At 42.5% G+C, this 13,774-nt stretch carries 13 protein-coding genes; 9 read left to right on the forward strand and 4 right to left on the reverse strand.

Annotated features, from left to right (window positions below):
* Nucleotides 1-107: 107 nt before the first annotated feature.
* The gene (locus tag ACTXGK_RS19955; protein WP_443516572.1) at nt 108-1,280 is read right to left on the reverse strand and encodes an MFS transporter; all 1,173 of its coding nucleotides are present in this window, start codon (nt 1,278-1,280) and stop codon (nt 108-110) included.
* Nucleotides 1,281-1,385: 105 nt separating this feature from the next.
* On the opposite strand from ACTXGK_RS19955, the gene ACTXGK_RS19960 reads away from it, so the two are divergent.
* From ACTXGK_RS19960 to ACTXGK_RS19980, 5 genes are all read left to right on the forward strand, one after another.
* Entirely contained in the window at nt 1,386-2,276 is an 891-nt protein-coding gene (locus ACTXGK_RS19960) for a LysR family transcriptional regulator (RefSeq protein WP_443516574.1), read from the forward strand.
* Nucleotides 2,277-2,315: 39 nt separating this feature from the next.
* Entirely contained in the window at nt 2,316-2,726 is a 411-nt protein-coding gene (locus ACTXGK_RS19965; protein ID WP_371532407.1) for a DUF2177 family protein, read from the forward strand.
* 155 nt (nt 2,727-2,881) lie between these two features.
* Nucleotides 2,882-3,433: an acyl-CoA thioesterase gene (locus tag ACTXGK_RS19970; protein ID WP_443516576.1), complete on the forward strand. Its 552-nt coding sequence runs from the start codon at nt 2,882-2,884 to the stop codon at nt 3,431-3,433.
* 173 nt (nt 3,434-3,606) lie between these two features.
* On the forward strand, nt 3,607-4,707 hold the full coding sequence (locus ACTXGK_RS19975) for a cation diffusion facilitator family transporter (RefSeq protein WP_443516578.1): 1,101 nt from the start codon (nt 3,607-3,609) through the stop codon (nt 4,705-4,707).
* A gap of 25 nt (nt 4,708-4,732) precedes the next feature.
* Nucleotides 4,733-5,296, forward strand: coding sequence for a DUF2059 domain-containing protein (locus ACTXGK_RS19980; RefSeq protein WP_443516580.1), 564 nt, complete (start codon nt 4,733-4,735; stop codon nt 5,294-5,296).
* Between the two features lie 126 nt (nt 5,297-5,422).
* On the opposite strand, the gene dps is transcribed toward ACTXGK_RS19980, so the two are convergent.
* Nucleotides 5,423-5,905, reverse strand: a complete 483-nt coding sequence (gene dps / locus ACTXGK_RS19985; protein ID WP_201598413.1) for a DNA starvation/stationary phase protection protein Dps — start codon at nt 5,903-5,905, stop codon at nt 5,423-5,425.
* Between the two features lie 457 nt (nt 5,906-6,362).
* Between dps and uvrB the strand changes: the two genes are divergently transcribed.
* The 3 genes from uvrB to ACTXGK_RS20000 all read left to right on the forward strand — a co-directional run bounded on the left by uvrB (nt 6,363) and on the right by ACTXGK_RS20000 (nt 10,391).
* On the forward strand, nt 6,363-8,474 hold the full coding sequence (gene uvrB / locus ACTXGK_RS19990; protein ID WP_443516582.1) for an excinuclease ABC subunit UvrB: 2,112 nt from the start codon (nt 6,363-6,365) through the stop codon (nt 8,472-8,474).
* A 118-nt stretch (nt 8,475-8,592) separates the two neighbouring features.
* Nucleotides 8,593-9,711, forward strand: coding sequence for a WG repeat-containing protein (locus ACTXGK_RS19995; protein ID WP_443516583.1), 1,119 nt, complete (start codon nt 8,593-8,595; stop codon nt 9,709-9,711).
* Nucleotides 9,712-10,013: 302 nt separating this feature from the next.
* A complete protein-coding gene (locus tag ACTXGK_RS20000) occupies nt 10,014-10,391 on the forward strand; it encodes a hypothetical protein (protein WP_443516585.1) in 378 nt (125 codons plus the stop codon).
* Nucleotides 10,392-10,515: 124 nt separating this feature from the next.
* On the opposite strand, the gene ACTXGK_RS20005 is transcribed toward ACTXGK_RS20000, so the two are convergent.
* Both ACTXGK_RS20005 and ACTXGK_RS20010 read right to left on the reverse strand, forming a co-directional pair.
* Entirely contained in the window at nt 10,516-10,905 is a 390-nt protein-coding gene (locus ACTXGK_RS20005) for a hypothetical protein (protein WP_443516587.1), read from the reverse strand.
* A 173-nt stretch (nt 10,906-11,078) separates the two neighbouring features.
* Nucleotides 11,079-11,594: a hypothetical protein gene (locus tag ACTXGK_RS20010; protein WP_238036887.1), complete on the reverse strand. Its 516-nt coding sequence runs from the start codon at nt 11,592-11,594 to the stop codon at nt 11,079-11,081.
* A gap of 316 nt (nt 11,595-11,910) precedes the next feature.
* On the opposite strand from ACTXGK_RS20010, the gene recJ reads away from it, so the two are divergent.
* Nucleotides 11,911-13,749 (forward strand): single-stranded-DNA-specific exonuclease RecJ, encoded by a 1,839-nt coding sequence (recJ, locus tag ACTXGK_RS20015; protein ID WP_443516589.1) that lies wholly within the window; start codon nt 11,911-11,913, stop codon nt 13,747-13,749.
* Nucleotides 13,750-13,774 lie beyond the last annotated feature (25 nt).

Raw genomic sequence — 13,774 nt, forward strand, 5'->3', positions numbered from 1 at the left:
TACAGATAGGGTTTCTTCATAACACTTATATGGTCTCATACCGCACAAACAGTTTGAGACCCATATATTGAGAGGTTGTACATTGAAAGTTTGTATATTTAAAAGTTCTATGATGTTTGCAGGGTGCGCTTATCGCGCAGGCCTGAATAGCGTGTAACCGCTAATGCCATTAAAGAGATAACAGCACCGATCCAAGCTGTGTCTTGCAGTGACATGTTTTCGACCACGCTACCACCAATGATTGAACCCAGTGCAATACCGATATTAAATGCAGCAATGTTCAATCCAGAAGCGACATCGACAGCGTTTGGCGTATATTTTTCAGCTTGTTTGACCACGTAGATTTGTAGGCCTGGTACATTACCAAAGGCAAAAGCACCCCATACCAAAATAGTGAGTACAGCAGCAATTTTGGATTGCATGGTAAAGGTGAATAATAAAAGAATAATGCTTAAGGCGCTAAATATAATGCTAAGCGCACTAATAGGGCCGCGTTTATCTGCAAGTTTGCCGCCCCAGATATTACCGATCGCAACGGATACACCATATACGAGCATGATAAGACCAATGGCTGATGGCGCAAATTTGGTTTGCTGCTCTAAGATAGGGGCTAGATAAGTAAATGCCGTAAATGTACCACCATAGCCAAGTATAGTCATTAAATAAACCAGCAGTAACTGTGGTTTTACAATGACTTGTAATTGCTCTTTGAACGTTGCAGGGATAGATTTCTTAAGGTTTTTTGGTACTAATATTGCGCTACCGATTAAAGCGATTAAACCCAGTACTGAGACGACCAAAAACGTGGCACGCCAACCGAAATGCTGTCCAATCCATGTACCAAGGGGTACACCAGTGACGAGCGCTACAGTGAGTCCGGTAAACATAATGGCAATTGCACTGGCTTCTTTTTCTTTACTGACAAGGCTGGTAGCAATCATGGAACCAATAGAGAAAAATACGCCATGCGCCAGACCGGTCAAGATACGGGCAAGTATTAAGGTTTCATAACTGGGTGCCTGCCAAGCCAGCAAGTTGCCGATGACAAACAGACCCATTAGGCTCACCAGTACTATTTTGCGATTCCAGCGACCAGTGAGTGCAGTAAGGATAGGGGCACCGATAGCGACACCAACGGCATATAGGCTGACGAGCAAACCTGCTGAAGGCAAGCTCACGCCCAAATCGGTGGCAATAGTTGGTACCAATCCAACGATGACAAATTCGGTTGTCCCAATTGCAAATGCGCTTAGAGTAAGCGCCCATAAAGCGAGTGGCATAACGACATCCTAATAATTAAATGATGCGCGTAGTTTGACCGATTTGTAGTTTGCAAAAAACAGCACAAATGACAAAATACCTTTGTCAATTTTGTAAAGGTAATCATGATGATGGGACATGCTAAAACAGAAGATATAGAGATATTTTTGACGGTAGTGGATACGGGCAGTTTTACTGGCGCTGCCAACGTGCTGAATCAGCAAGTCGCTAAAGTATCTCGTGCGGTGTCCAGACTCGAAAATACGCTGCAATGCACGCTGCTTAATAGAACGACACGGCGCTTGGAGCTGACGGAGGAAGGGCATGTCTTTATTAGATATGCGCGTGAGGGTTTAAATACGTTATATACGGGTGAAGAAGCGCTTAAGCTGTTAAAACAAGCGCCGAGTGGGCATCTACGAATTGACGCTGCGAGTCCGTTTGTATTGCATCAGCTGACGCCTTTGGTTGGTGAGTTTGTGCAGCAGTATCCGCATATCACGCTTGATTTGACCTCGCATGACAACATCATCGACTTGCTTGAGCACAAGACGGATCTGGCTATCAGAATTGGCGATTTAAAAGACTCAAACCTGCATGCGCGTCTATTAGGTAAAAGTAAGCTGCGGCTAGTAGTCAGTCCTGAATATTTATATCAGCATAATGAAGTAGCTCATATTGATGATTTAAGCACTCATAAATTAATTGGCTTTAACGATGCATCAAAACTAAATAGCTGGCCACTAAAAACACCAGTGAAACTTAATTTTCATATGACTGGCAGTAGCGGCGAGACCTTGCGTCAGCTGTGTTTAAATCATCAAGGTATCGCTTTACTGTCACATTTTATGATTGGTGAAGATTTGAAATCTGGACGATTGGTTGAGGTGTTGCCTGAAGCGATAGTCAGACCAAACAATCGCGAAGCCATACAGGCGGTATACTACAAAAACAGTGCCGTATCATCGCGTATTTTAGCATTTTTAGATTTTATTCAGCCACGACTGACATTATAAGTTTTATCCGTTTTTATTCATTTTATAAGGGGTATTATCATGGGTTATGTTTTTATTTATCTCGCCGCTGTGGTCATCTTTTTGGGCGTGGACGCTGTTTGGCTGACGACCATGAAAGGGGCTTTTTATGAGTCGCGTATTGGTCATCTATTGGCGGATGAGCCAAATATGATGGCCGCTGGTATCTTTTATATGTTTTATGTCTTGGCACTCTGCATATTGATTCTATATCCACAAATCAAAGCAGGTGCATCAGTTGGTCATATTTTCTTACTTGGTGGTCTGATTGGCCTGATGGCTTACGGTACATATGACTTTACTAACTTGGCACTATACAAGGGCTTTACGCTAGATACAGCACTCGTTGACTTTGTATGGGGCGGTGTTTTAACGGGTTCAGTCAGTGCGATTGTCGCTTGGCTTGCTTATCGTTTTCATTGGTTGAGCTAATCAAAGATCGCCCTTATTCATAAAAGCTGGCCCTATATAGCTCTGATTTACATAACCTAGACCGATTAGAGACACAGGGCTGTTTGCGCTATTTGGTGTCCTACTGTATAAATGGTAGGCACAACAAATAAGTGTCAAACCATTTAAGGAACGTTATGCCGCAATACAATACCAGCTCGACTGCCAAAAAAGCCCCATTAAACCATGAGCTGTACATGTCGATTCTGATGACGCCTGATATGGCAAACTTCATTGGTAACGTACATGGTGGCGATTTGCTCAAGATGCTCGACCAGGTCGCTTACGCCTGTGCCAGTCGCTATAGTGGTAACTATGTAGTGACATTATCGGTGGATCAGGTCATGTTCCGTGAGCCAATATATGTGGGTGAGCTGGTTACCTTTGCGGCTAGTGTCAACTATGTCGGCACCACGTCTATGGAGATAGGTATTCGCGTCGAAGCAGAAGATGTACGTGCTCGAAAAGTCCGCCACACCAATAGCTGTTACTTTACGATGGTCGCTATCGACGATAATGGCAAACCAACCGCTGCGCCGCCACTTGATATAAAAAATAATCTACAGCAGTGCCGTGCCGATGCTGCAAAAGAGCGAAAAAAACTGCGAATGGATAGCTCACATCGTCCCAGTTGTGACCTTGAAACCATGAATAGCAAGTTTGATGAAGCTGAAGATAATGCTAAATAAGCTAGCAATTTTAATTATCAACTTTTAGCTGGTTAATAACCAGCACCTTATACAATGACTCACTAAAAAGACACTGATATTGTAAAGCGCTTACTTTAAGCTGATGGGTATTTCAAGCCATTCGTCTATGGTGAATATATTCACTATCAACATGTTATTCCAGTGAGTTTAGTATGAGTCTAAAGCCATCCGTTGGTAATCCCCAACATCATTCGTCAGCTCTTTCTAAGGTGCCGAGTCATCGTGCGCGCGGAGCTGGCAATTTGACAGCCCTCAATGATCCTGAATTAAAGCATACCCTCAACCAAAGTCCTGAAACCAACGATGAGCATTCAGGCTCGCTCATTACAGTGTTGATTGCCGTTGGTGCCAATCTCATTATCGCCATTGCAAAAACAGTGGCCGCCTTTATGACAGGCTCTGCCTCTATGATTGCTGAAGCAGCTCACTCATGGGCAGATGCGGGCAATGGTACGTTACTGATTGTCGCAGAAAAAAAATCTGTCAAACCTGCTGATAAGAGCCATCCATTAGGCTATGGCAAAGAATCCTATGTCTGGTCAATGATTGCTGCTTTTGGTGTATTTACGGCAGGCTCGATTGTCTCTATCTATACAGGGATCAAAGAGTGGAATGCTACTGAATCTGAGACCAACTATACAATTGCTTTTATCGTTTTAGCAGTAGCGTTTGTACTTGAAGGATTTTCATTGATTCAAGCATACAGACAAAGTAAAAAGCATGGTGAGGCACTCGATATTAGTGCACTTGGATATGTGGTAGATACCTCTAATCCTACCTTGCGCGGTGTATTCTTTGAGGATTTAGCTGCCGTTATTGGCTTGGTGGTTGCCGCCGCCGCTATGGGCATGCATGCCTATACTGGAGAGGCTTACTGGGATGCGCTTGGTTCTATCATTGTAGGCTTACTACTGGGTGTGGTCGCGATATTTTTGATTAGCCGTAACCGTGATTTTTTGGTGGGGTATAGAGTCACTGACCGTATGCACGAATACGTTTTGAGCGAACTGCTAAATCATCCAGATATCGATAGTGTGTCTTATCTGCATTTAGAGTGGGTTGGTCCTAAGAAGATCTTTATGGTCGCCGCTGTAGATATCGCAGGCAATCAGAAAGAAGAGCATATCGCTCAAAAGTTTGAAGAGATTGAAAATCTGTTCCGTGATAATGCTGTTTTTCAGGAAGCTATCTTGACATTATCGGTGCCAAATGCAGACGTTTTGGTCTTATCGGACAACTCACTAAAAATTTAATCTATTATGATAAAGTGATAATGACATGAAAGCCATACTGAAAAATACTGTATTTTCTATCTCGTTGAGCGTTAGTGCTATTGGGTTAATGCTTGTTCCTACTTTGTCAGCACAAGCAGCAGTGCCAACCGATGCGTCCTTGCTGCGATTAGCAAAAGTGACGAAAGTTGTAGAAAGGGCGGATGATATCTCTAATAGTGGTGCAGTTGCCAAGCAAATTGAGCAGTCCATGTTAGCATCGTTACCTGATGACGATATAAGCGAAGAAAAGCGGCGCCGTTTTGATGAAATTGTCAGTAGATATAGTAAAGAGCTGGCAAGTGATAGTGATATGCAAAGTATGAATCGCCAGGTTATGAGTATATATATGGCGGCGGCTAAACAACACTTTAGTCAAGAAGAAGTGGATGCGCAGATAGCGTTCTATAGTAGCAGAACAGGTCAAAGTATTATCGATAAACAGCCTGCTATGATGAACGACTATATGGCAGAAGTGATGCCTATCGTTATGAAATCTACCGTAGATAGAGTAAAAGATATTGTGCCGAAGATGGCAGCAGAAATAAAAGCACTTAAGCTTGAAGAATAATATAAGCGTTCATTTGTTCAAAAACTCATTTGAATAGTATGTAGACAAAAAAAGGTCACTCAATAGAGCGACCTTTTTTCTTGTTTCTAAGTCATCTGAGCCAAAGTTGGTCAAATGATTATGAACTTATTTCTTTGGCGCGTTCGCACCGATGAACCAAGCATCCTTATCGATGATACGGCTAGCTTCAGTGAATAGGTCAGCGGTATCTTCATCACCAGCGTCGCCAGCAGTAGCAATAGCTTCTCTTAATGCCTCTGCTACTTTTTTGTAGCGGCTAGTTAGCTCGCGTACATGTTGATCTACCTCAGTAATGTCAGTTGGGTAATCATCTAGAATAGACTCTTTCACCACACGACTTGCTAAGCCGTTTGGTTGACCACCCAAAATCACAATACGCTCAGCGATAGTATCTGATACTTCAAGGATACGATCTGACGTTTCGTCTAATAACTGGTGTACACCGATAAAACCAGTACCCTGTAGGTTCCAATGGCACTGTTTACCGTCTAAGGTTAGATCGATTACGTTTGCTAGGTTAGCATTTAGCAAATCAATCATTTTTTTTGCGGTATCGTCTGAAATTCCACTTGCGTAACGTTCTCTCATATTTTACTCCGTTATTTATTTAAAATTATTATATTGAATGAAAAGTTCAATGTATTGTTATTAGTCTTTTACTCTTACTTGATGACAATCAGTCCAAAAAAAACGATATAAAAAATATCTCTATCAATCGGCAGAAGGTCACCTGCTTGTTAATTCATGATCGATAATAGCAGCTTAAATCGATGTTGGAACCCCTGAGTGTTAGGCTTTGTTAGGTGGTCGTGTAACGGGTTTGTTAACCGTGAAAATCTTTGTAAATTTATCAAAGTCTGTGTGCGTTTTTTATAACAACAGCAGGTTTATTTATCAATAAATAGTATCTTTACAGACTTATATTTTGCGCAGCGCGATATGGCAATATGTATGAGATAAGACTCGTCACTATCCGTTAAAAAGCCTTTAAAAACCGCTGCTCAGACCCCATATTGTTATAAACTTTAATAAGAAGAAAATCATTATGAGAATGCCTGAACCGCGCTCATCGCGTCAGTTAAACCAATTGGCCACTCAGCTCCAAGGCGAAGCTGAAATCAGTGGTGTTAATGCATCGGGGACGCAAATCTCGAGCCGTGCCTTTGAGATGGTCACAGATTTTGAGCCAGCAGGCGATCAGCCACAAGCCATCGAAAAGCTGGTCAAAGGTATTGATTCTGGTATGGATGAACAGCTATTGCTAGGTGTGACTGGCTCTGGTAAGACCTATACGATGGCCAAGGTTATCTCTGAATGTCAGCGCCCAACTATCATCATGGCACACAACAAGACGCTTGCTGCTCAGCTATATGGTGAGTTTAAGTCGTTTTTCCCGAACAATGCGGTTGAATACTTTGTTAGCTATTATGACTACTATCAGCCAGAAGCGTATGTCGCTGCCAGCGATACCTTTATTGAAAAAGACAGCGCCATCAATGATCATATTGATCAGATGCGTCTGTCCGCCACGCGTGCTTTATTAGAGCGTCGTGATGCCATTATCGTCGCATCGGTATCGTGTATTTATGGTCTGGGTGATCCTGAAAGCTATCTAAAAATGCTGCTACACGTCGTCGTTGGCGATCAAATAGATCGTACGGCAACTATTAAGCGTTTGGTCGAGATGCAATATACTCGTAATGAGTTAGATTTTGGCCGTGGTACCTATCGTTTGCGTGGTGAGCTGTTAGACATCTATCCTGCTGAGTCTGAGCAGTTGGCGGTACGCGTGCATTTGTTTGACAATGAAGTGGAGAAAATCACTTGGTTTGATCCATTGACGGGCAAAACTGTACGCAGCGTGCCACGTATTACCATTTATCCAAAATCGCATTATGTGACCCCGCGCAATAAGTTAGAAGCAGCCAGTCATACCATTCGCGAGGAGCTGGAGCCGCGTTTGGAGTATTTCCGTGAAAACAATAAGCTGATTGAAGCACAGCGTCTCAAAGAACGTACCCAGTATGATCTTGAGATGATTCAGCAGCTCGGCTACTGTAATGGTATCGAAAACTATTCGCAGCATCTCTCTGGTCGTCCGTCAGGCGAGGCACCGCCAACCTTGTTTGATTATATTCCAGAAGACGCGCTACTGTTTCTTGATGAGTCGCATGTGACCGTCTCTCAGATTGGTGCAATGTATAAAGGTGATAGATCGCGTAAAGAAAACTTGGTCAACTATGGTTTTCGTCTGCCAAGTGCGATGAACAACCGTCCGATGAAGTTTGAAGAATGGGAGCGCATCAAGCCCAAGACCATTTACGTCAGTGCTACGCCAGCCTTGTATGAGCTTGAACACAGTGAGCAGGTGGTAGAGCAGGTCGTACGTCCTACAGGGCTGATTGATCCTGAGATCGAGATTCGTCCGGTCTTGACCCAAGTCGATGATGTGCTGTCTGAGATCACCAAACGCCGTGAAAAAGACGAGCGTGTATTGATTACCACATTGACAAAGCGTATGTCAGAAGATTTGACCAGCTATTTAAAAGAATATGGCGTCAAGGTTGCCTATCTGCATTCAGATATCGACACGGTAGAACGCATGGAAATCATTCATGAGCTACGTACTGGTGTACATGATGTGCTAGTCGGTATCAACCTGCTGCGTGAAGGTTTGGATATGCCTGAGGTCTCATTGGTGGCGATATTTGACGCTGATAAAGAAGGCTTCTTGCGTTCTGAGCGTTCACTTATTCAGACCATTGGTCGTGCAGCACGTCACTTGAACGGTAAAGCCATTCTCTATGCTGATCGTATTACACCAAGTATGCAAAAGGCGATAGACGAGACAGATCGACGCCGTGATAAGCAAATCGCCTTTAACCTTGAGCATAACATCACGCCAAAAGGCGCACGCCGTAGTATCACCGATAAAATTGATACAGGTGATGACCACGATGCCAATGACAATCAAGTGATTCCAATCAAGAGCAATTTGCCTGATGTGGATATCAATATCTTGCGTAGTCCTGATTTGCTTGCCAAAGAAATTAAACGCCTTGAGAAACAAATGCAGCAAATGTCGCGTGATTTGAAGTTTGAGGAAGCAGCAAAAACGCGTGATAAAGTGTTGGAGCTTAAAGCGCATTTGATTTAAAAAGGATGTAGAGTTTGAGCGTAGTTATCTGAGAGTAGGAGAGGTTGGCTGATGGATCTCTCGTTTTTTACAAGAAAATTTATATGCTAAACCAGATTTTATATAGTGAATACTTATTATGAAACTCAAATATAGTACAAGTGTAATAGCCTTCTTACTGACTTTTTCATCAGCAAGTTCTTGGTCATGTGACGAAATATTAAATGACAAGTTGGTTTACGAGGGTGGGTATTCTTTTGTGGCTTGCAGCAAAGATGGCTTATCAAAGGTTGGCAAAACCATCAATGGTAAACGACAACAAGGAATTGTTGACAATGAGAAAGGAAAAATTATCATACCTATTGAGTATGATAATTTAAGTTATTTTAATGAGGGTTTATCTTCAGCCAGTTTGAATATGAAAAGAGGATTTATCAACAAAGAAAACAATATCATTATTCCTTTCATCTATGATGAAACAGGATTTTTCAACCAAGGCGTTGCAACTGTAAGTATTGTAACGATAGAAGATTCAAAAAGAGTTTTGAGATCGGGACTAATAGATAAACAAGGCAATATAGTTGTGCCAATAGACTATGAGTCTCTATATTTAGATAATGAATCAGGTCTTTATCATGCTGTTAAAAATAATCAACATGGCTTTATAAATAGTGACGGCAAAACCATAATTCCACTAAAGTATGATTATATTCATAGTTTTTCAGAGGATTTGGTTGTTGTAGAAAAAGATAAAAAATATGGTGTCTTAGACATTAAAGGCAAAGAAGTAGTACCGCTTATTTACGATAACGCAACTCTATACACTAATGGATTGTTGCGTGTTCAAAAAGGTAGTCTATATGGCTTTATTGATAAAAAAGGTAAAGTAGTTATTGATTTCAAATATAAGGATATAGGTAATTTTAGTGAAGGATTAGTAGAAGTAATGATAGGTGATAAATGGGGCTTTATAGATATTGATGAGCAGATTATTGTTCCACCTCAATTTGATAAAACTGAATTTTTTAGAGAAGGTTTTGCATCAGTCCAGATTAACGGTAAATGGGGAGTCATCGATCGTGAGGGAAGTTTGATAGTGCCCACAATTTATGACTCTATCGGTACTTTCAAAAATGGAAAAGCTAAAGTTAGTTTGAATCGAGAAATTTTTCATATGGATACCCAGGGAAATCTTACAGAGTATGCGTCTTCTAGTGGTTATTTTTATGACGATTTTGGGAAAAATCCAGTACGATAGTGGTTTTTGGTTCAACATATTTTCAACCATTAAGATAGCTAGAATAGTGTCACGATAATAGAAAGTAACGTTGCCCATTGGTCGCTTTCTTCTTTGTTACCTCTATATTGAAGATAAAGCTAACTTGCCTTCTTACCAACATCAAACGCAGTTTTACATATCGCACCTTAAAAAATCGCTCTCTATCTTATAAGATAACGGTGTAAAGCATGACCCACTAAGCATCTATATAAATGCTGTGCAACAACTATAAAGTTAGGCATGCTCACGTATCTGATAATTATAAAGTTAGGGATGTACTTATGTTTGATATCAAATCGTTTTTTAAAAGAGAAGTAGAAAAAAAGCTCATCAACGTGGATGATTATATTTTTATGCCTGAGCGCGTAGAGATGGAGCTCGAAGGTGGTCAACTGAACTGTGTATTGAATAGTGATGGCCGCGTAGATATTTTTTATAGTAAAGAGGGCGTGACTGAGGTCGGTTCAGCATCGCGTAAGCATCCGTTTACTGCATTCGAAAAAGAGCTATACCACGGTATCTATGATGACGTTATCAGTGATTTGGTTAAGGAAGTGGATAAAATAATCGACGGCTCTTCTAAGTACTTCCGCCGTGGCCAGTTACTGCCTTTTGCTGCCGCTTTATCACAGAACCCATCGGACTCCAATAAGTTCTAGGCTGCTGAGCTTAACTAAACTGAAAGTATGTTTAAAAAGGTGCGTTATAAACAACGCACCTTTTTTATTAACTTGCTTTGACGTGCAACGATAGGGTGATGCACATCGTTATATAGGTTACGGCTTATTTGACAAAACTGGCATAGCAGCTTTGTAGAGATTTTGCGACAACTCTAGTGACCAGTTGAGTGCGATACTGTGAGTCGATAGCAGCATTGCCCAATTCAACGATGGTCACTTGCTGCGGTGCCTGCTCACTCACGCAACCACAAACGTTACTTTTGACAGACTCTTGCTGCGCTTCTGTCATAGCGACGCTTGCAACACGCCAAGCGGTTTGTTTCTCAATTTGGCTACGGCATTGGTTGTCGATCGCAGCTCTAAAGACATTCATGCCAATCTCATTCGCGGTACCGATTGCTGTGCCTGTGCCGTTATTTGTAGCACCTGTCGTGGTGCAGCCTGCTAGGGCGACAGTAGCCAGCATAACTGTCGAAGCCAAAAGTTTTTTCATAAATGAATCCTTTAAGGTATTTGATAGTCTTTAAAGTTGTATATTATCAGTAAAACATAGTAATGGCATCATTAACCAATCGCTTGAGGCAGTCTGCAATGCTGTCACTCACAAAAAAGCCAGCTAAAAAATCTCATAGCTGGCTCTATATATATGGCGTTGCCTAATTTTTATTAGACATTTTTGCCATGTTCTTTTTGCTGAATATCTTTTGCTAGCTTGTAGCACTCGTTGATATGATCAGTGGCGATTTTCTTAAAAATCGTATAACCCATCGTTGCTGCAACCAATTGACCGCCTAATGGGATAAATTTGGTGACTTGTTTTGCCGCGATACGACCACCAAAGCCTTGAATGGTTTTCTTAACGATACCACGTGTCGCCATCAGCCCTGCAAAATCGACGGTACGGTCTTTGACAGCGCTCCAATGCACTTCGCGTGATTCTAGGTTAATGGCTGATTGACGGTCTTCGATCAAACCAAAACGTTCGCTAATCTCAGGAATCAATTGCGTCAGCATACCAGCATCAACCGCCACATCAAAGAACGGTACAGGAACGATGGCAACACCAGCAGATACTCTGGCGCGTTTTTTTACCATGCCGAGGCATTCTTTTTTGACTTGATCAAGATCTAAGCTAGGATCAATCGTATTTGGTAGTTTTTCAGCAGCTGGTGTGGTTTTCATAAAGTATCCTTATAAATAATTAAAATATTAATGATGTAAAATTCAATAATTAGCAAGTCTCTCAGTTGTTTACTATTCTATGGATTTATAGGCGCCATACAATCATTGCTTTGTAGCAAAATGCAGAAAAGTACGGTCACTATGCATCCTTTTTGTAAATAAAGAGCCATATGCGATACGTATTCACTGAATAAATCCTTTTTCCAAATTACCATTTAAACCAACATCTTTGGTAAATAAATGCAATATTAGCTAGTGTACAGAGACGCTATAAATTGTCGTTGTGACCCCGCCTTAAAGGCAGTAAAATACGCTCATGCTAAATTTAACCCCCCGTAATACCAGCACTCGCATTGACGAGCTGCCCGCCGCGTTGCAACCACTGGCCGCCCAATCATTGACGCTCGCTCGCTTATATGCGGGTCGAGGTATCACTGCGCCTGATGAGCTGGAGACTGGTTTGTCTGGCCTGTTGCCTGCTGACATGCTGCACGGTATCACTGAAGCTGTGCGTCTATTGGATATCGCTATCGATGACGGTCAGCGTATCCTGATCGTTGGTGACTTTGACTGTGATGGCGCAACCAGTACCGCGCTGATGATGCGCGCACTCACAAAGATGGGGGCGGTCGTCGATTTTTTGGTACCCGATCGTTTTAAATATGGTTACGGGCTAACGCCAGAGATTGTCGAATTGGGCATCGCAACCTTTCAGCCAGACATGATCGTGACGGTTGATAACGGTATCTCCAGTCATGAAGGTGTGGCGCGCGCCCAAGCGGATGGTATTACGGTAATTATCACAGACCATCATCTTACGACCAAAGAGACACCACCCGCTGAAGCCGTCGTAAATCCCAATCAGCTTGCTTGCACTTTCACCAGTAAATCTCTGGTCGGGGTCGGGGTCGCGTTTTATGTGCTCGGACGATTGGCAAAGCTGCGCCGCGACGCTGGCAAGTCTACGGTACAGGTTAGTCAGTATTTAGATTTGGTAGCGCTTGGCACGATCGCAGATGTCGGCGTACTCGATAAAAACAATCGTATCTTAGTACATCACGGGCTATCTGCTATTCGTCAAGGTCGCTGTTGTATGGGTATTTTGGCGTTACTTGAACAAGCAGGCCGTGATCCCAAGCAATTACACGCGCAAGATTTTGGCTTTGTCTTAGGGCCACGTATCAATGCGGCTGGACGTATGGATAATATGCGTATCGGGATTGAGTGCCTATTGACTGAAGATTGGAGCACCGCCCAGCGTTTGGCGCAAGAGCTTGAGCAACTAAACCGTACACGCCGTCATGTAGAAGGCGAGATGCGTGCGCAGGCAGATAGTATCGTACAGACATTGGCTACTGAAACTGATATTGAGATCGATGAAAGTACAAGTGACAGTGGCGATGACCTCACTCAGGAAGTTAATACTCAATTCGCCACTACCCATAAAACAAGCCATACAGACACTCGTAGCATCGTTCTGTATCAGGATGATTGGCATCAAGGCGTGATTGGTATTGTCGCTGGACGTTTAAAAGAAAGTCATTACCTACCTAGCATTGTCTTTGCGCCGGCAGATACGGAGCAGACTGGTGAAGACGATGCGATTAAGGGATCAGCACGGTCGATCGCTGGCGTGCATATTCGTGATGCGATTGAGCAAGTCGCCGAGCGTCAGCCTGATTTAATCAGTCATTTTGGTGGTCATGCGATGGCAGCAGGTCTGACCCTAAAGCGTCGTAATTTTGAGGCATTTGTCACGGCGTTTAATGAAGTTATGGCACAAACGGATGATGACGTATTTGCAGAGCAGAAATTCACTGATGGACCTCTGCAAGCGGGAGATTTTAGCTTGTGGTTCGCTGAACATTTAGCAGATGCTAGCATTTGGGGTCATGGATTCGCACCGCCGATATTTGACGGTGTGTTTGAGGTATTGAGTTTTAAGATATTAAAAGACAAGCACCTCAAACTATCGCTGCGTTATCCAGACGTTCAATATCCGATTGAGGCAATCTGCTTTAACTTTGACAATGATGCTTGGGATTATCGTGCCAAAAAAGTGCATTTATTGTTTCAGCTAGATATCAATGAATGGAATGGCAAACAAAGCCTACAGCTGATGGTAAAAGACTTGGCTGTGGTAGAGCAGGGTTAAGGCTAGACTATTAAGTGCGGTCAGA

It is taken from the genome of Psychrobacter sp. T6-5 (assembly GCF_052258485.2).
GTDB lineage: Bacteria > Pseudomonadota > Gammaproteobacteria > Pseudomonadales > Moraxellaceae > Psychrobacter.

Excerpts from the sequence above, each read along its gene's own strand:
- ACTXGK_RS19955 (WP_443516572.1), bottom strand. The coding sequence starts at position 1,280 with ATGCCACTCGCTTTATGGGCGCTTACTCTAAGCGCATTTGCAATTGGG.
- ACTXGK_RS19960 (WP_443516574.1), top strand. The coding sequence starts at position 1,386 with ATGATGATGGGACATGCTAAAACAGAAGATATAGAGATATTTTTGACG.
- ACTXGK_RS19965 (WP_371532407.1), top strand. The coding sequence starts at position 2,316 with ATGGGTTATGTTTTTATTTATCTCGCCGCTGTGGTCATCTTTTTGGGC.
- ACTXGK_RS19970 (WP_443516576.1), top strand. The coding sequence starts at position 2,882 with ATGCCGCAATACAATACCAGCTCGACTGCCAAAAAAGCCCCATTAAAC.
- ACTXGK_RS19975 (WP_443516578.1), top strand. The coding sequence starts at position 3,607 with ATGAGTCTAAAGCCATCCGTTGGTAATCCCCAACATCATTCGTCAGCT.
- ACTXGK_RS19980 (WP_443516580.1), top strand. The coding sequence starts at position 4,733 with ATGAAAGCCATACTGAAAAATACTGTATTTTCTATCTCGTTGAGCGTT.
- dps (WP_201598413.1), bottom strand. The coding sequence starts at position 5,905 with ATGAGAGAACGTTACGCAAGTGGAATTTCAGACGATACCGCAAAAAAA.
- uvrB (WP_443516582.1), top strand. The coding sequence starts at position 6,363 with ATGAGAATGCCTGAACCGCGCTCATCGCGTCAGTTAAACCAATTGGCC.
- ACTXGK_RS19995 (WP_443516583.1), top strand. The coding sequence starts at position 8,593 with ATGAAACTCAAATATAGTACAAGTGTAATAGCCTTCTTACTGACTTTT.
- ACTXGK_RS20000 (WP_443516585.1), top strand. The coding sequence starts at position 10,014 with ATGTTTGATATCAAATCGTTTTTTAAAAGAGAAGTAGAAAAAAAGCTC.
- ACTXGK_RS20005 (WP_443516587.1), bottom strand. The coding sequence starts at position 10,905 with ATGAAAAAACTTTTGGCTTCGACAGTTATGCTGGCTACTGTCGCCCTA.
- ACTXGK_RS20010 (WP_238036887.1), bottom strand. The coding sequence starts at position 11,594 with ATGAAAACCACACCAGCTGCTGAAAAACTACCAAATACGATTGATCCT.
- recJ (WP_443516589.1), top strand. The coding sequence starts at position 11,911 with ATGCTAAATTTAACCCCCCGTAATACCAGCACTCGCATTGACGAGCTG.